The organism is Labrys okinawensis, assembly GCF_047345005.1.
Lineage (GTDB): Bacteria > Pseudomonadota > Alphaproteobacteria > Rhizobiales > Labraceae > Labrys > Labrys okinawensis.
Window position 1 is genome coordinate 5,180,862 of the sequence record NZ_CP178864.1, and the last position, 15,919, is coordinate 5,196,780.

Consider the following 15,919-nt stretch of genomic DNA (forward strand, 5'->3'; position numbering starts at 1 on the left):
TCAAGTAAAGGCCGTCGGTGTGCCTGCGATCACATCGAGGGGATCGAGCGAGACCGACAAGAGCTGGTGACCGCTATCGATTCCCATCCATTCTCCTCGCGCCCCAGGTATGCTCCGGATGGCTAAAGGCAATTCTTCGCGTTTAAATTCTCCTACGATAGCCGGAAGACCGCCGGCGCAGGATGCCGCGCATCGCGGCACGATCGGCGACGAGGAAAGCCATCGGCTTAGCCTGCTCTATCTCTCGTTTCTCGCCCTCAGTCTCGGCATTGTGACTGGTGTCGGTGCGGTGGTCTTCCGCGATTTGATCGGGTTGCTCCACAATCTTTTCTTCAACGGCACATTCTCGATAGCTTACGACGCGAACACGTTCACATCACCCAGCCGTTGGGGTGCGTTCATTATTCTGGCACCGGTGGTCGGCGCGATTATCGTCACGTTTCTGGTCGTCAACTTTGCACCTGAAGCGAAGGGCCATGGCGTGCCCGAGGTCATGGATGCCATCTACTACAGAGAGGGCAAGATCCGGCCGATCGTGGCTTTGGTAAAATCACTGGCTTCCGCGGTGGCGATCGGCAGCGGCTCTTCGGTTGGGCGTGAGGGGCCCATTATTCAGATCGGCTCAGCCCTCGGCTCGACCCTGGGACAAATCATCCACATGCCTGTTGGCCAGCGGATAGCAATGGTCGCCTCTGGCGCGGGTGCTGGAATCGCTGCCACATTCAACACGCCGATTGGCGGCGTGATGTTTGCCATCGAGTTGATGATGCCGGAGGTAAGCGCAAGCACATTTCTGCCGGTCGCCATTGCGACCGGTGCGGCAACGTTTGTCGGCCGCTGGTTTCTCGGACAGCAGCCGGCCTTCCTCGTTCCTCCCATGCAAGCGCTGACGACAGACAGCAGCGCCGTGATATCGCTCATTCTTTATGCCGCACTTGGAGCAATCACCGGCGTGGCAGCGGCTGGGTTCATCCGAAGCCTGCATCTGGCGGAAGATTGGTTTGACAAAATTCCGGGCCGCTACACCCGGCATATCCTCGGAATGCTGTTTCTGGGCGTGCTGATGTATGTCCTCTCCATCACCCTTGGACAGTATTATGTCGACGGCGTTGGCTATGCGACAATCGAGAGCATCTTGGTCGGGCACACCTCGCTGGCCTGGTTGCTGGGGTTCTTGTTCGTCTGCAAGGTCGTCGCGACGTCGATGAGCCTGGGTTCGGGCTCCTCCGGCGGTATCTTCTCGCCGTCGCTATTCATGGGCGCCACCCTGGGAGGTGGCTTTGCCTCGCTTCTGCAAGGCATCGGCATTCCGATTCCGGTCAGTATCCCTGCATTCGCCATGGTGGGCATGGGCGCGATGGTCGGCGGTGGCACGGGTGCCGTCATGACTGCCGTCACCATGACCTTCGAAATGACTCGCGAATACGACATCGTCATGCCGATGATTCTAGCGGTTGCGGCGAGCGTTGGGGTTCGCCGGCTGCTCTCACGCGAAAACATCTATACGCTCAAACTGGTTCGCCGCGGGCGCGCCATCCCCAAGGCGCTGCACGCCAACATGTTTCTCGTCCGCCATGCCCGCGAAGTGATGGACACCGATATTATGGTGTTGCCGGCGGAGCACAGTTTCGACAGCTTCCTGCGAGAGCACGAAGCCGAGGGGCGGCTTCGTCATGTCGTGGTGGTTCGAGGCAGCCAGATATTTGGCGTCATTCGCGTCAACACCGGACTTCGGCGCGGGCTCGAGGGCACCAGTACCGGCGTCACGCTGGGTGACATCGCCAGCCGCGATTTTACGATCGTCGGCGAGGACTTGGTCGCATCCGACGTCATCGAACGGATATGGCGGAAGAATGCATTCATGGCTGTTGTCGTTCGCGGCCATGGTATCCCCCGTGGCGACGACGTCGTTGGCATCATCACGAAGGAACATGTGGCGAATTCCGTGGCCGAAGGGCTCAAGATCTATCCGCGATAACCGGCGGCTGGAATGAGATGACGATCAGTGTGGACATCGCGCGAGTTAGCGTCCTGCCGCTGGACCTCGCGTTGCGCTGCCGCAAGGAACTCGGCAGTCCCCCAAGGTGTTCACCCAAGCCTAAGTCAACCCCAGGGAGGGAGTTTCTCACGTTCCGCCGCACTCTGCCTGCAGCTCTAGTCATCGCTTGCCCCGCGTGTCTGGCCGCAGCAGAGGACACCACGAAGGCCCCAGCCGATACAGCGTTTATGAGGTCAATGCACAGCATGCAGCCGGGCATGAAGGCCGCTACTTCCACTGGCGATGTGGATAAAGACTTCGTGGCGATGATGATCCCTTATCATCGTGGCGTGGTCGACATGGCATAGGTTGAGCTACGATACGGCAGGCAAGCGACTTCGAAAGCTCGCCAGAGATATCGTCAGGGCTCGGGAACGGGAAATAGCCTTCATGAAGGAATGGCAGGATCAGCAAGGAAACTGAAGGCGCAGCCGATTGTCGTCATATTTGTGGCTCGACGTCATGACGTGGCCTCCGTCGTCCGAACACGATTGAGGACATAGGGTGCTGGTCGGCATCCAGACCCCATGCCGATTTACAGCAGGCAACATTGCTAATTGTTCTTGTTCCGACCCCAACGACGGCAATGCTGACATCCAAGTGTTGAGCGTCATTGGCGAGATAGCGCGGATCATTTGGGAGGTCGATAGGAAGACGTGGGGGCTGCCGGACGTCGCAGTTGCAACGTTTCAGGGTAGAATGGCACATTCAAGCAATGCTTATGGCCACTCTCGCGACGGCTCACCTTGAGAGCGACTTCCTATGTCCAGGATTACATACTACGCCGCTATCCCGTTCATCCGTACGCCCAATGGCGAGTTGCTGGGGTTGGCGGCCGAGAAAGCACCGTCGCGGGCGCATGCGGAATTGCGGGCGTTTAATCGAGTCGGTGCGTTAGGAGGTGTCGATACCATAATCGGTGCTATCGCCTTCTCGATATCAGGCAATCCTGGGACCGGTCGTTTCGTGATCCTGACGCGCTATGGCGAGACACCAGAGGATATTGAGGACCACACTCTGTAGAGGCAGTAGGTCAACTCGACCCGCGACCGAAATCCTCGGTCGTTCTATGCTGGCACTCACCGGGATCAGTAGCTAGGGGGGGCCCCGGTGGGGCTGGGGGACTTCAGTAACTCGGGCCTCCTTGCTCCAATTGCAGAAGACGTCGGCGACTTTTAGAGGCCCTGGTGACTTTCTCAAATATCTACAAGTATCGCGTCTATATGGGGGCGGCTCAAGAGCAGTTCGAAGTCATGGGCCAAGTGAGCCGACTTAAGGCAAATATTACCAAATTCAGCGGAAAGATAGCCTGACTTTTCCAATATTCCGTTTCTAGATCAAGGCGGCAAAGGCAGGCATCCACGGCGATGCCAACAGATATCGCTGCGGTTGAATTCTAAGAGAAAACAGCACTTCATCCAACGAATTCGATGCAAAATGAGAAATTTGTACTTGCAGCGACCCCTGTATTAAAGTGAGTACCACTGAATACGAGCATGCGCTCGCGCGCGCAATTTGGAGGCCGCGCGGAGGGGCTCTGCCCGTAGGCCAGTGAGGCCGCGCCAAACGACAATAAGGTCGGCGCGATAGCTGCCGGCCCTAAAGGCCGTCGTGATAGAAATTTCGATTGGATGGCCGGAGCGGATCGTATCCCGGCGGGGGATACTGATCATAAGGCGAAGGCGCCGCTTCGAGCGGACCGGGCATTTCCTGGAACCATTCGCAGACACCACGCCTGATTGGCATATACCCTGGCGGGCAGACCTCAACGCCCGGTTTAGGTGCACCACTGCGCAGTTGACCTGACGATGACAAACCGTTGTCCGGCATTGAGTAGAAGGCAGCCCAAGCGAGAGCGGTCAGAAAAATGATTGCCTGCATTGAAACCTCGATCGTTTCTCCGCTGCCAATCCGCGTCGAGAGGTTATGGCTTGGCTCCCGAACATGGAACCTCAAAAATCTGTCGAAGGTTCCGGAAACGGCGATTGTCCCCATTGATTGGGCCCACTCCGCCGTCGCCGGTGGTTGGGGCGGAATGGGGCCCACGCATCTTACCGGGATGCACGATGGCTCCTGGCCAAGCAGCGTTGCCCGCGCCGTCTCAACAGAGCGTTGAGGCGCGGCCTAGTCAGCCTATATCCGTGCCTGAGGCCGTGCCTTGTCCGTCGGCTGGATTCTGCGGCCTACAAATTGCTCATGAACTTCGTTATGCGAATTCCCTCTGCCCGGCTGGCCCCGTGGAACGTTGCCGTACACGGAAACACGTCGAATTGAGCCGCGCGGTGATCCGCCGGATCATTGTGCTCAGCTGCTAAAAAAGGTGGGCGCCAAAGCGGCCCAGTTCATGACTAACACACGACTGGCAGCGGCTCCGATCGTGCTTAGGCGGCGTGGCGTGCCTCGAGTTCCTTTGTAAGGCGCGCCGGTGACCTCCTAGGTCGGGTTCTGGTGGCTGCCCTTGATGCTTCCAGTCAGTAAGCGAGCGGGTCTGGCTCGGCATACTCGCGATCGAGGAGGCCGCCGGTTGCCTTGAACCAGCAGATGGAGTCGTGAGCGGAAACGACCGCCAGCTTTGCCTGCTCGGAGGCGCCTGGGTCGGCCAACGCCGCCCACTTGGCGCTATCGGCCGCTTGCTCCAATTCGATTACAGCCTCGCGTTCGCCGGGGGCCATATCGCCTTCCATCGCAGGCCGTGTCTTCACAAATTTTCGCCGAAACTCGGCTACGACCGCTGCGAGGACCGGAGATGCAGTCCTATCGGCCGCCAGCGCCGCTTCAGCCGCAGTCAGTCGGCTGTCAAGTTGAGAGCAGACCTGTCTCACAATGCTCGTCATGATACCCTCGCCGTCGAACCTTTGTTTCGTTTCGCGCTCCGGGCGGAGCCATTGAACCGGTCAAAATATTTTATCATGAATAAGTGTGGGGTGGCAGAAATCGAAATCAGTCGGTGACGCCGGCGTGTGGCTGCTGAAGCACGGATCTTGCCGATCGCCGCGCCATGCTCGAGAACCTCGCCTGCGACGGTACGCATAGGCTGAGCGAGGAGATCGGTGTCTCAGGAAAAGTCGGCTTTACCGGGCCTGTGAGCTGGGCCTCGAGTGTATCATCGCCAGCGGATTGACTACCCCTATCGCTCGGGGCGCAACAAGGACTGGCTCAAAAACAAGTTCGTGCAGCCCGAGATCTTCATGCCCCACCCTCAATGATGGTAACTCTGGGTTGAAAAACAGTAACAGAGGGGAGTCAATATTCGTACAGCTGGCAGGGGCGGTGGCAGCAGTTATCATTTTTTAGTCAGGCACCGCGAAGCAGGTCTTCAAACAGCTGCCTGGTCGTATTTCTCGGACGTCCCAGGCACTGGGCATGATCGGGACACTCGGGGTGGCGCCATGGATCACGGTGATCCAGCTCCAACAAAAGAGGCCAAAGAAGCGGAGATCGTCTTCGCGGCGATAAACGGCTGCACCACCAGCCTTTCTCTGTTATTTGAACGATATCGCCCACGGCTTTACGCGGCCGCCGTCGCGTTACTCGGGTACACCAGTGACGCAGAAGATGTCGTGCACGATACTTTTCTCATTGTGCTGAGGCGACTTCACCAACTGAGAGAGCCTGCGGCAATCGGGGGCTGGTTGCATGCAATTTTGAAGAACCAATGCCTGATGCATCGCCGACGCGCTTGGCCCCAGGCACGCCTTGACGAAGCCGCCCGCTTTTTGGGGCAAATGTCGGAAGCGGAGAGCATAGAGAGCACAATACAGAATCAAGAATTGCGAGATTGGGTCTGGACGGCCTTGCAGGACTTGCCAGAGCTGCAGCGCGCTACCGTGATCTTGCGCTACTTCAGCTGCTGTAACTCCTACGATGAAATGTCTGCGATCCTTGGCGTGCCGATAGGGACTATTCGAAGCAGACTGTTCGAGGCCAAGACCCGGCTTTCGAAAGTCCTCTTGGCTTTGGCAGACAAGCACGACGATGAGCACGAGATTTGCCTATCCAATCGGCAGGCATTCTACCAGGAGGCCTTCAAGGAGCTCTATCGCGGGCGTCGGGACGATTTTCTTGCGCATTACGCAGACGATTTGCAGCTCATATGGTCGACCGGAACGCGGTCAGTCGGTCGCGCGCATTTGGAGGTCGAAGTGGATGACGACTTGCACACCGGCGTGCGTATCGCTCCTCTCCGGATCATGGCCAGCGGCAATCTGACGGTCATCGAAGGTGCGTTTATCAATCCGCCAGAAACACCCGATCATTGTCCGCCTGGCTGCGTCCTTGTCATGCGAGAAGGCGCGTTCCAGGTATCGCGCCTGCACATTCACCTCGCTCCACGCCAGATGCGCTTTGAGGATTAGATTCCCCGTAAACTCGCATCGAAAATGTCGATGAGGTGAACTTTTCCAAAGGCGGCAGCATCTCCTCAGTTCCAGGAATGGCCAATGCCAGTTCCACGAGGAGGAGGAGTTTAAAAATGACCGCAGTTGTCCCAAAGGCCACAAATTCGCCAATCTCTCTTACAGCTATGGCAGCCGCCGCCGTGCTATTCGTTGTGGCGCCATGGGCCTCGGCACGAGCCGACGACATGTCTGGTTCGCTTGCTCAGACCCATAAGGAAATTGAACAGGTTTTCGGCAAGGTGCCTGAGTTCATAAAGGCATTTCCGGAGGCCGCTCTACCGGGCGCTTGGAATGAGGCAAAAGCCCTGGAATTCAGCGACGACACAGCCCTGTCCGCAAAGACGAAGGCGCTCATCGGGCTTGCGGTAGCGGCTCAGATACCTTGTCAGTATTGCATCTGGTCGGACACCCAAAGCGCCAAAAAGGCCGGTGCGAGCGACCAGGAAATTAAGGAGGCTGTTGCGGTGTCGGCATTGGAACGGCACTGGAGCACGGTGTTCAACGGCATGCAGGTTGACTTGGCACAGTTCAAAAAAGATCTCGGTGGCGACACTGCAGCCAAGCCTTAGGCGCTCGGTGTCCTGCAAAATTTACAAGGCGGCCCTGCCGTGCGGGGCCGCCATCCAGACAGATCCTCCAATGGAGGCAACCCCATGACACTTCCAGCAACGGTCCTTGGCGCCACAGGAAGCGGCCAGCAAAACGCACATCTCAGCGTACGGTCAGTATTCGCAAAATAGTACACTGGCTCCACGAGAGCAGACCCCGTCATGCCGATTTCGCATGAGTATCCTAAACAACACCGATCGTTTGTAGGCGCGCTGGAAAGTACGTCGTCACTTAAAGGCCGGTCACGACTTCGCATTCGTCTCGAGTTGCATCGATTGGCCGTATGAAAACTGGTGGCGGCGTCGATTTCAGATCACGAAGGCGGCCCGAAGACACTCAGCGTGACGTTCACCATGGCCAGGAACGCAGCATCGGGAGCGGGTGCCGTGTGGGAAGTGCCAGTGCGCCGTGGCCTTCTCTTTCCTTGACCCCACGGGGCCGCATTGCGACCGAGAAGCGTCCTTGGCTGTCGCGGGGACACCGGCTACCGTCCGGTAATCCAACGCAGCGCCGCATGAATCTGTCGTGGCGTTCCCCTGGACTAATCTCCGGGGACAGGCCAAAGGCCCGGCGTAGCACCTTCCTCATCCAACTCAGCATTTTCGTGACCCTCGGACCACATGGTAGCAGCCATCCGGCAGGCGGACGAAGACAGCCAATAGTAGGAGGTCACTGATACCCCTCAGGGTCCGCATCGGTAGGAGGCGGCAGTCTGATAGCATGTACCGCCGCATGTGCCCGGGCCTAATAGGAACGGGCGAGCGTCTGCCGGCCATAAACGGCGTTATGCAAAATCCGATTTCTCTGGCGGTTATCGTTCGGGACGGCCATTTGATCCGTAGTGCGCGCTCCCTACCTCGGGTTCGGCGCAACCTGGCGGAAAGGATCGTAGGCCAAGTCATTGTAGCGCGCTGCAGAGTGGTTGCGGGGGCTGGCAACACCCATTCTTGCGATTGGTCGAGAGCGCCATACCAAAGCTAGCAGCGTAGACGCCCGGCGACATTGTCGTCATGGACATTTTCGGCGGCATCAACGGCAATGCGGTGCGCACCGCAAATCGCGCTGGCCACGCGAAGCTGCTCTTCCAGCCGCCATACAGCGCTGACCTCAATTCCATCGCGTAGGTGTTTGCCAAGCCGAAAACCTGGCCCGAGAAGCCGCCGAGCGGACCATGGCCCCCTCAAACGCGCACGGGGAAGCGAGCTTGACGATCGTCGAGCATGGCATGATCGCGGCCCCTTGACAATAAGAGCATATGCTCCTATTTGACAGTTACGAGCATATGCTCTCATATGGAAAAGGACCAAGGCCGTGAGCGAAGCAGACATTCTGATCAGTGGCGCGACCGGGCGGACCGGGGGTGGAGCGATCGACGAGTTGCTCAAGATCGGCAAGCGCGTGCGGGCTTATGTCCGCACCGATGATGAGCGGGCGGCGGCCCTGAGACAGCGCGGGGTCGATGTCGCCATCGGCGATTTCACCGACATCGATGATATTCGCGCTGCCATGGATGGCACCAAAGCCGCTTATTTCCTGCATCCGATCGCGCCCGGGATCATCGGCGCTGCGGCCTACTTCGCTCAGGCAGCAAAGGAAGCCGGTGTCACCACGATCGTCAACATGTCGCAGATCTCGGCGCGGCGAGAATCAGCGAGCCATGCTGCACAGGATCACTGGGTCTCGGAACGAGTCTTCGACTGGTCAGATGTTCCGACAACACATCTCCGCCCGACCTTCTTTGCTGACTGGCTCGTCTACCCGCATTTCGCGAAGGAGATCTGGGCAAGGAAGACGATCGAATTTCCGTTCGAGAATGGCCGCCACGCGCCCATCGCGAGCGACGACCAGGGGCGCGTCATCGCCCATATCCTGGCCAATCCGGAAGGCCATGAGGGCAAGACCTACACTCTCACCGGCCCGGTCGAAATGAACCACACCGAGATCGCGGCTGCCATGAGCGAGGTTCTTGGCGCAAAGATCGAATACGCGCCGATCTCCATCGAAGAATTCCGGAGCAAGATGGAGACTCTCTACAAATTCTCGCCGTTCCTGATCCAGCACCTTGTCGAGGTCGCCCAGAATTACCGCGACGGTATTTTCTCGGGAGCCAATGACACAGTCGAGAGGATCAGCGGAACGCCGGCCCTCTCTGTCCAGCAATTTATCGCTCACAATCGAGCCGCATTTGCCTGAGCACGGGCTTGGAGAGGCAAGGGAGCTGTACAATGTCAAACGATCAGGGCGGACGCCACCCATTCTTGGACGATCTCACTGTTGACGCGGAGCTGATCAGCTCGGTGCTGCGAGGGCCTGTGATCGGACGCGATCAGATCCGGCGCGCCGTCGACGCCGTGGGAACCTTCTACGCCTCACAGACCCCTACGTTTCTCCAGACGGTCGGTTCGCGCCTTTTTCTGGAGTACGAGGCCGTTCTGGCGAACGGAGAACGCCTGAACGCCGTCGTTGTCGTCGATCACAACCCGGACGGCTCCGTGCCACGGGTGAGCGTTCGCATGAGCCCGCTCGGCTCGGTTCTCTCGCTTGCTGCGTCTCTGCGGGGGGCGCTTTCCCAGCAACTACCCGAGAGCCTTTTTCTTTGAACCACGCACGCTCGGGCTGACGACAGCAGTTGGATGCCCGTAGCCAAGATTTTGGAAAGGCAACTCGTCATGGATCTCACCAACGCCACAGTCTTCATTACCGGCGCCAATCGCGGCCTGGGTTTGGCCTTCGCACGAGAGGCCCGTCGCCGCGGTGCTGCGAAGGTCTACGCTGGCATGCGCAACACAAGTGGTTTTGAAGAGCCCGGCATTGTTCCGGTCAGGATCGATGTCACGGATAAGGCCTCGATCGCCGCAGCCGCTGAATTGGCGGCGGATACGACTCTACTCATCAACAATGCGGGCATCGCTGCTCTGATCGACGGGCCCTTGGCGGCCGACGTCGAAGTGCAGTCGGCCCGCATGTTCGATACCAACTACTATGGCGTGGTGCGCGTCACGCAGGCCTTTGAGCAAGTTCTGTCGGCCAAGCCGCAGGCGGCCATCATCAACGTGCTTTCCGACATCGTTTGGCTTCCGCGGCCCTATTTGACACCCTATGCCGCGTCGAAGACGGCTGCCTGGAGCTTCACGAACCAGCTTCGCTTTCACCTCCGCGAGCGTGGCATCCAGGTTCTTGGCCTGCATGTCGGGTTCGTGGATACCGACCTCACCAACGGCATCGATGTGCCGAAAGCCAGCCCCGAGGACGTGGTGCGCCAGGCCTATGACGCCCTCATTGCCGGCAAGAGCGAGATCATGGCCGACAAAGGGACGGAGGATTTGAAGAGGACGCTTGCCGCTGAGGTGCCCGGCTACATCAGACCGCCGGCGGGGCTTCAATAGAAATCGAAAGGGCAAGAAAGATGCAGTCGGTCAGCCAACCGCTTGGAATCGATCAATGCAACTGCTTCGCCATGAGGAAGGCGAACCGGCAGATCTCGCGCTTTTACGACGCACACCTTGAACCTGCGGGCCTACGCCTTACGCAGTTCCTCACCTTGGCAGCCCTGAACGAAGTGGGGCGCACCCCTGTCAACGCCCTTGCCGAGCGGCTCGACATCGAACGGACGGCGATGGGCAAGATGGTTGGCTTTCTGGAACGTGACGGCTTGGTCAGAATCCAACCCTCGCCCACCGATGGCCGAAGCCGCGTGATCGAACTCACCCGAGCGGGGCGCCGTCTTCACGACGAAGCGGCCCCTCTTTGGAATGAAGCTCAACGACAGTTCGCGCAATTGAATGGTGCAGATAATGTCGCTGCGCTGCGAGGAGCCTTGAGCAACATGGTCGTCGGCGTGACAAGGGCGAACTCATCTGATGACTGAATCGCCAGACTGAGCGCCGCGACGGAACTCAGCGCCTCTACCCTGGACCAAGCGACATGGCGCTGCGCAGTTCCGCGGCGATGAAGTCGGTGAAAGCGCGTGCCGCCATACGGGTAGTTCGCCCCATTGGGAAGTAGGCGTGAACCGGAAGCTCCCCCAACCGCCAGTCGGCAAGAACCCGCACGAGCTCGCCGTTCTGCAACTCCCTGCGACACGCCCATGAGGTAGTGGACGTACCTCTCGCCCCGCGGGCGCTATGGCGCCGGAGTCCGACTTTCTGTCGAAGCGCACTCGAACCTACCCAAAACTTCATGGGACAGGGGACGAGGCAGTCGTAGCACTGCGCATTGTGGAGTGGTTGCGGGGGCCCGCAACCCCTTTTGTCATAACTTCTCCAATCCTTTGATTTCGTTCAGGATCGACGAATTCGAGGATGCCGAACAGCTCGCCGCGTAGCTCGGCATGCACCTCGCCGCGCTTGTCGCCGGTCGTGAGGATGATCTCCCCGATCAGCGAGCGCAACGCCTCGGCGGCCTGGCGGCCATCTTCGTGGTCGGCAAGCGTCTGGGTGAACTGCTCCACGCGCTTGCGGTAGAGAGTGGAGATTTTGGGGTGCAGGTCGGGAACATCGCTGGGAGCCTGTGCCAGGCGTTCGGTGATCTCGGCCTTCTGCCGCTCCAGGTCCTCCATCCTTGCCTTCATGGTCGGCTGATAGAGGCCATCCTCGATCGCCGCTATCATGCCGGCGATGGCGCGCTCAATCTTGTCGAGCGCCTTGCGGTCCTGTTCGCTCTGAGCGCGGCGCTCCTGGTTGAGTCGGTTGGTTTCCTGGGCATACGCTCGCACCGCCTCGGCCACGGAATCGGCCGAGACCAACCTTTCCTTCAAGCCCGACAGGACACGCTGCTCGATCTTGTCGCGGGTGATGGTGCGGCCGTTGTCGCAGGTGCCCCGGCGTTGGTGGTTGAGGCAGGCATAGCGGTCACGCTGGGAGAGGCCGTAGCGCCCGCCGCAGCAGCCGCAGGTCAAGAGGCCGGAAAGCAGGGAGACCGGCCGCTTCATGGTGTGCAGCTTCCTCGCTCTCGCCGTGCGCGTGCCTATGGCTGCCGCCTCGAACTGGCTGGCGATGGCCTTCTGCCTTTCCTTCACGGCCTGCCACAGTTCGTCCTCGACGATCCGAAGATGCGGCACCTCGGTGCGGATCCATTTGCTCGGCGGATTGGCTCGTGAGACGCGCTTGCCGGTGGCAGGATCCTTGACGAAGCGCTGACGGTTCCACACCAGCACACCCGTATAAAGTTCATTGTTGATGATGCCGTTGCCGCGGATCACATGTCCCCGCACGCTGGTATCGCCCCAGTGCCGGCCGAGCGGACCGGGGATGCTGTCCGTGTTGAGACCAACGGCGATGGCCTTCGGGCTCTTGCCCGCAGCGAATTCGCGGAAGATACGGCGCACGATGGTCGCTTCTTCCGGCACGATCTCGCGATCTCCGCGGATCGGGTCGCCTTCAGCGTCGAGCTTCTTCATTACCCGGTAGCCGTAGCATAGGCCTCCCCCGGCCTTGCCCTTCTCCACCCTGCCCCGCAGACCGCGATGGGTTTTCAGGGCAAGGTCTTTCAGGAACAGGGCATTCATGGTGCCCTTAAGGCCGACATGCAGTTCGCTGATTTCGCCCTCGGCCAGGGTGACGATGGTGACGCCGGTGAATTTGAGATGCTTGAACAGGGTGGCGACATCGGCCTGGTCGCGGCTGATGCGGTCGAGCGCCTCGGCCAGCACCACTTCGAACAGGCCGCGCTGGGCATCGCGCACCAATTGCTGGAAACCCGGCCGCAACACGGTGCTGGCGCCGGAGATCGCCGCATCCTGATAGCTTCCCGCCACGCTCCAGCCTTCGAGGCTCGCGTGCTCGCGGCACAGCCGGAACTGATCCTCGATGGAGGCATCCCGCTGGCTGTCGGAGGAATAGCGGGCATAGAGTGCGGCACGAGTCATGGCGGATCATCCTCTCTCTGGTCTCCAGGGGGCTTCACCCTCTTCCCCCTGCCCTCTTCCTCTCGGCGACTCGGCCGATTGTCATTGGCCGGCCGCTGCTTCTCGAACGCTTCCCGTGCCAACTGCCGACCGATCAGCCGAGCGATATCGAGCACGGTGCGATCCAGCTTTGCCCGGGCCGTATTGTCGGTATCACGCTCGGGCTCGACAGGATCGATGTTGCCATTGGCCGGGGCCGACACGATCGGCCCCATCTTGGTTTCCTCTACCATCAGGTCGCTCCAAAAGATGGATCGACCTGTCATCAGATGCCTTCGAAGAGCGAAGGAAAGCGCGAAGTTCATGGCATGGGGCTGCAGCGTGCAATGACTTGCGCGCTGCGGTTTCGTCCCAGGCGTCAAATCTGAATCGTAGGCGACAACCAGCGTTCCTTCGCTCCTATGCCACCTGCAGCGTACCATTCAGAGCAAGACGAGTTGCCGAGGTCTGTCTTCAAGGGCCTGTGCTCGGCGACGTTCCCGCCATTCCGCGAATTCCACGGTGACGATCTCACATAGGGGTGCCACCCCACGCCATTGATCGCGGTAGATGCTGGTATCGATGCCGATGCCGCAGTCCATGAACAATCCGGTCTGTTGCTCGAACGCGGCGCCCGGCCCTGATGTCAGCCGCTCGAAGCGTTGCCGGCCCGAATAGCGGAACGATGCCGAGCTTTGCGGCAGGATGAATACGCCGTTGTCCGCGATCTCAGAGGCGATATCGATCACGGCGAACTCGAACGATCTGAAGCCGCGACGAGCGCCCGGTGCCGCCAGCTTGCCAAAGGGCGGGTTGGCAATGGCCCAATCGAACATGGCTCCCTCAAGCTCGCCATGCCACCATTCCCGCCAGTCGAGCACGTCCACACAGATCCATCGCGCCTCCGGCAGCAGTTTGCGTCCGATCTCGACAAAGCGTGGGTTGATCTCGACGGAGGTCAAGTCCACAGCACCTCGCCATTTCGAGCGCTGCTGGACCCAATAGGCGAGACCGCCGATCCCGGCGCACAGGTCGATCACCCGGCCGCACCCCGGTTCAAGGGCGAAATCGGCCGCCAGACCCATCGGCGTGAAGAACACGCCTGCAGCGGCGACATTGTGTTCCGCATCCGGATGCCAATTCGCAAGGACGAAATCCTTGTCGTCCTCGCTCAGCGTATCCTTCCTCAACAAGGCTTCGGCCTCAGCGTGCGCCTTCATCTCAGCTTTGCTCAACTTGCCCATCTTGCTGCTCTTTCCCTAGATCGGCGAAGCAGGCCTCCGCCTGCTTCCCGAGTTCGCGCGGAGCAGCGTGTGGGTGGGGGGCAAGCATGAACTGGGGAGGGGTATCGCCCGCCCCTTGGGGCGCCGCCGCTCGCGGCGGCGAGATTGTCTGAGCGCAGCGAAGAGAATCTCGGGGAGCCCCCAGTTCATGCTTGCTGGGGAGGGAGAGCAGAGCTCTCCCTCCCCTTGGTCTACCCCTGCAATCCGACGCGGGAGTTCATAAACACAACAGGAGATTTTGGTGGTCGGGCGCGAAGAACTTTATGAATTAGTCTGGTCCAAGCCCATGCTGAGGGTTGCGGAGCAATTCCAAGTGTCCAGCAGCTACATGGCTCGCGTTTGCACGGCATTGAACGTGCCGCGCCCCGCGGCTGGCTATTGGGCAAAAGCGGCTGTCGGAAAGGCACCACCGCGAGATCCATTCCCCGAGGCGCGCCCTGGGGACTTGGTGTCTTGGACAAGGGACGGTGAACTTCCATCCCCAACGAAGCCTGTCTATCTGCCGGCGTCTCGGGAAAAGAGGCAACGTCTGCGCGTCTCGAAGGAAGCCGTTCATGGATTGATCAGGGGTGCTCGTCACCATTTCCAGAGCGGGCGGGAGGTGAAGGACGAAACTTACCTGAAACCATACAAGAAGTTGCTCGTCGACGTAGTCACGTCAAAGGCGTGTCTCGAAAAGAGCCTCGCCCTCGCTAACGACCTTTTCAATCGGCTGGAGGCGTCAGGTCATCGCGTGATGATCGCCTCTTCCAATGAAGAAGTCGCTCGGGTGGGAATTGATGAGCGCGAAGAGCCGGAGAAGAAGCGAGAATACCACCACACGGGTTTATGGTCGCCTTATCGCCCCACCGTCGCCTACATCGGCACTGTAGCCATCGGTCTCTCTATCATTGAGATGTCAGAGAAGGTCCTGATGCGCTACGCCGGAAATGGAAAGTACATCCGAGAGTCGGACTATGTTCTGCAAAAGCGATCGAGATATGACAACACCTATACTTGGACAACCACCAATGAGATCCCTTCGGGTCGTCTGAAGGTCGTAACCTATTGTCCGTACCGCAAGGTTTCCTGGCTTCAGGAATGGAATGAGACTTCAAGAGCTTTACTGGATAGACGCATCCCCGAAATCGTCAAAGCTATCGAGAATGCTGCTGTGGAACTGGTGCCGAAACTCAAGGAGGCGGATCGTCAAGCAGAGATCCGCCATCAGGAGTGGCTTGCCTCCATGGAGCGCTCTCGACGCGAGGAGGACAGGCGAAAAGTCGAGCAGTCGATTAAGGAAAGCCGCGAGGATCTCGCACAGATAATCCAACGTTGGTCCCAGGTCACAGCCGTGGAGCAGTTCTTACGGGGTGTGGAAGAGCGGACGAATAACCTCCCTCAAGAGGAACGTGCACAAATTCTTGACCGACTGAACATGGTTCGGGAGTTCCTCGGTTCACAGAACCCATTGGAGTTTGTCATGGCATGGAGAACGCCGGACGAACGCTACCAATCAAAATATCCTTAAATGCGAGCGGATTCATGATCGCGAATGACATCTGTGTCGTGCTGCTTCCGCTGAGACCCCAGTGATCAAAACCCGACCTATCACCTTTTAGACATAGTCAAGCTACGATTTTGTCGTCGGGCCAGCGCTGGAATTGGGTTGGACGACCCTGACCTTCGAATGCCGACGATGCGACCACAAGGGCCGCATCGACCTCAA

14 protein-coding genes are annotated in these 15,919 nt (G+C 59.2%); 9 read left to right on the forward strand and 5 right to left on the reverse strand.

Features of this window, described 5'->3' with window-relative positions:
- Nucleotides 1–118 precede the first annotated feature (118 nt).
- A complete protein-coding gene (locus ACMDCR_RS24260) occupies nucleotides 119–1,978 on the forward strand; it encodes a chloride channel protein (protein WP_413989086.1) in 1,860 nt (619 codons plus the stop codon).
- A gap of 822 nt (nucleotides 1,979–2,800) precedes the next feature.
- On the forward strand, nucleotides 2,801–3,061 hold the full coding sequence (locus ACMDCR_RS24265; RefSeq protein ID WP_413989087.1) for a hypothetical protein: 261 nt from the start codon (nucleotides 2,801–2,803) through the stop codon (nucleotides 3,059–3,061).
- Between the two features lie 576 nt (nucleotides 3,062–3,637).
- Here the strand turns inward: ACMDCR_RS24265 and ACMDCR_RS24270 are convergent.
- Both ACMDCR_RS24270 and ACMDCR_RS24275 read right to left on the reverse strand, forming a co-directional pair.
- Nucleotides 3,638–4,033, reverse strand: a complete 396-nt coding sequence (locus tag ACMDCR_RS24270) for a hypothetical protein (RefSeq protein WP_413989088.1) — start codon at nucleotides 4,031–4,033, stop codon at nucleotides 3,638–3,640.
- Between the two features lie 476 nt (nucleotides 4,034–4,509).
- Nucleotides 4,510–4,710, reverse strand: coding sequence for a hypothetical protein (locus ACMDCR_RS24275; RefSeq protein ID WP_413989089.1), 201 nt, complete (start codon nucleotides 4,708–4,710; stop codon nucleotides 4,510–4,512).
- Nucleotides 4,711–5,427: 717 nt separating this feature from the next.
- Here ACMDCR_RS24275 and ACMDCR_RS24280 point away from each other — a divergent pair.
- From ACMDCR_RS24280 to ACMDCR_RS24305, 6 genes are all read left to right on the forward strand, one after another.
- On the forward strand, nucleotides 5,428–6,393 hold the full coding sequence (locus ACMDCR_RS24280) for an RNA polymerase sigma factor (protein ID WP_413989090.1): 966 nt from the start codon (nucleotides 5,428–5,430) through the stop codon (nucleotides 6,391–6,393).
- A 116-nt stretch (nucleotides 6,394–6,509) separates the two neighbouring features.
- Entirely contained in the window at nucleotides 6,510–7,004 is a 495-nt protein-coding gene (locus ACMDCR_RS24285) for a carboxymuconolactone decarboxylase family protein (protein ID WP_413989091.1), read from the forward strand.
- A gap of 1,351 nt (nucleotides 7,005–8,355) precedes the next feature.
- Nucleotides 8,356–9,237 (forward strand): NmrA family NAD(P)-binding protein, encoded by an 882-nt coding sequence (locus tag ACMDCR_RS24290; RefSeq protein WP_413989092.1) that lies wholly within the window; start codon nucleotides 8,356–8,358, stop codon nucleotides 9,235–9,237.
- Between the two features lie 32 nt (nucleotides 9,238–9,269).
- Entirely contained in the window at nucleotides 9,270–9,644 is a 375-nt protein-coding gene (locus tag ACMDCR_RS24295) for a hypothetical protein (RefSeq protein ID WP_413989093.1), read from the forward strand.
- Between the two features lie 69 nt (nucleotides 9,645–9,713).
- The gene (locus ACMDCR_RS24300) at nucleotides 9,714–10,430 is read left to right on the forward strand and encodes an SDR family oxidoreductase (protein WP_413989094.1); all 717 of its coding nucleotides are present in this window, start codon (nucleotides 9,714–9,716) and stop codon (nucleotides 10,428–10,430) included.
- Between the two features lie 20 nt (nucleotides 10,431–10,450).
- Nucleotides 10,451–10,912: a MarR family winged helix-turn-helix transcriptional regulator gene (locus ACMDCR_RS24305; RefSeq protein ID WP_413989095.1), complete on the forward strand. Its 462-nt coding sequence runs from the start codon at nucleotides 10,451–10,453 to the stop codon at nucleotides 10,910–10,912.
- Nucleotides 10,913–11,221: 309 nt separating this feature from the next.
- On the opposite strand, the gene ACMDCR_RS24310 is transcribed toward ACMDCR_RS24305, so the two are convergent.
- The 3 genes from ACMDCR_RS24310 to ACMDCR_RS24320 all read right to left on the reverse strand — a co-directional run bounded on the left by ACMDCR_RS24310 (nucleotide 11,222) and on the right by ACMDCR_RS24320 (nucleotide 14,148).
- Nucleotides 11,222–12,910 (reverse strand): recombinase family protein, encoded by a 1,689-nt coding sequence (locus tag ACMDCR_RS24310; protein WP_413989096.1) that lies wholly within the window; start codon nucleotides 12,908–12,910, stop codon nucleotides 11,222–11,224.
- Nucleotides 12,907–13,182 (reverse strand): hypothetical protein, encoded by a 276-nt coding sequence (locus tag ACMDCR_RS24315; protein ID WP_413989097.1) that lies wholly within the window; start codon nucleotides 13,180–13,182, stop codon nucleotides 12,907–12,909. Before ACMDCR_RS24315 ends, ACMDCR_RS24310 begins: the two co-directional genes overlap by 4 nt.
- 189 nt (nucleotides 13,183–13,371) lie before the next feature.
- Complete coding sequence (locus ACMDCR_RS24320) at nucleotides 13,372–14,148, reverse strand: methyltransferase (protein ID WP_413989098.1); 777 nt, start codon at nucleotides 14,146–14,148, stop codon at nucleotides 13,372–13,374.
- A 304-nt stretch (nucleotides 14,149–14,452) separates the two neighbouring features.
- Between ACMDCR_RS24320 and ACMDCR_RS24325 the strand changes: the two genes are divergently transcribed.
- The gene (locus ACMDCR_RS24325; protein ID WP_413989099.1) at nucleotides 14,453–15,721 is read left to right on the forward strand and encodes a hypothetical protein; all 1,269 of its coding nucleotides are present in this window, start codon (nucleotides 14,453–14,455) and stop codon (nucleotides 15,719–15,721) included.
- Nucleotides 15,722–15,919: the final 198 nt, after the last annotated feature.

Coding starts and splice junctions, on each gene's coding strand:
- ACMDCR_RS24260 (WP_413989086.1), top strand. CDS start 119: ATGGCTAAAGGCAATTCTTCGCGTTTAAATTCTCCTACGATAGCCGGA.
- ACMDCR_RS24265 (WP_413989087.1), top strand. CDS start 2,801: ATGTCCAGGATTACATACTACGCCGCTATCCCGTTCATCCGTACGCCC.
- ACMDCR_RS24270 (WP_413989088.1), bottom strand. CDS start 4,033: ATGGGGACAATCGCCGTTTCCGGAACCTTCGACAGATTTTTGAGGTTC.
- ACMDCR_RS24275 (WP_413989089.1), bottom strand. CDS start 4,710: ATGGCCCCCGGCGAACGCGAGGCTGTAATCGAATTGGAGCAAGCGGCC.
- ACMDCR_RS24280 (WP_413989090.1), top strand. CDS start 5,428: ATGGATCACGGTGATCCAGCTCCAACAAAAGAGGCCAAAGAAGCGGAG.
- ACMDCR_RS24285 (WP_413989091.1), top strand. CDS start 6,510: ATGACCGCAGTTGTCCCAAAGGCCACAAATTCGCCAATCTCTCTTACA.
- ACMDCR_RS24295 (WP_413989093.1), top strand. CDS start 9,270: ATGTCAAACGATCAGGGCGGACGCCACCCATTCTTGGACGATCTCACT.
- ACMDCR_RS24300 (WP_413989094.1), top strand. CDS start 9,714: ATGGATCTCACCAACGCCACAGTCTTCATTACCGGCGCCAATCGCGGC.
- ACMDCR_RS24305 (WP_413989095.1), top strand. CDS start 10,451: ATGCAGTCGGTCAGCCAACCGCTTGGAATCGATCAATGCAACTGCTTC.
- ACMDCR_RS24310 (WP_413989096.1), bottom strand. CDS start 12,910: ATGACTCGTGCCGCACTCTATGCCCGCTATTCCTCCGACAGCCAGCGG.
- ACMDCR_RS24315 (WP_413989097.1), bottom strand. CDS start 13,182: ATGGTAGAGGAAACCAAGATGGGGCCGATCGTGTCGGCCCCGGCCAAT.
- ACMDCR_RS24320 (WP_413989098.1), bottom strand. CDS start 14,148: ATGAAGGCGCACGCTGAGGCCGAAGCCTTGTTGAGGAAGGATACGCTG.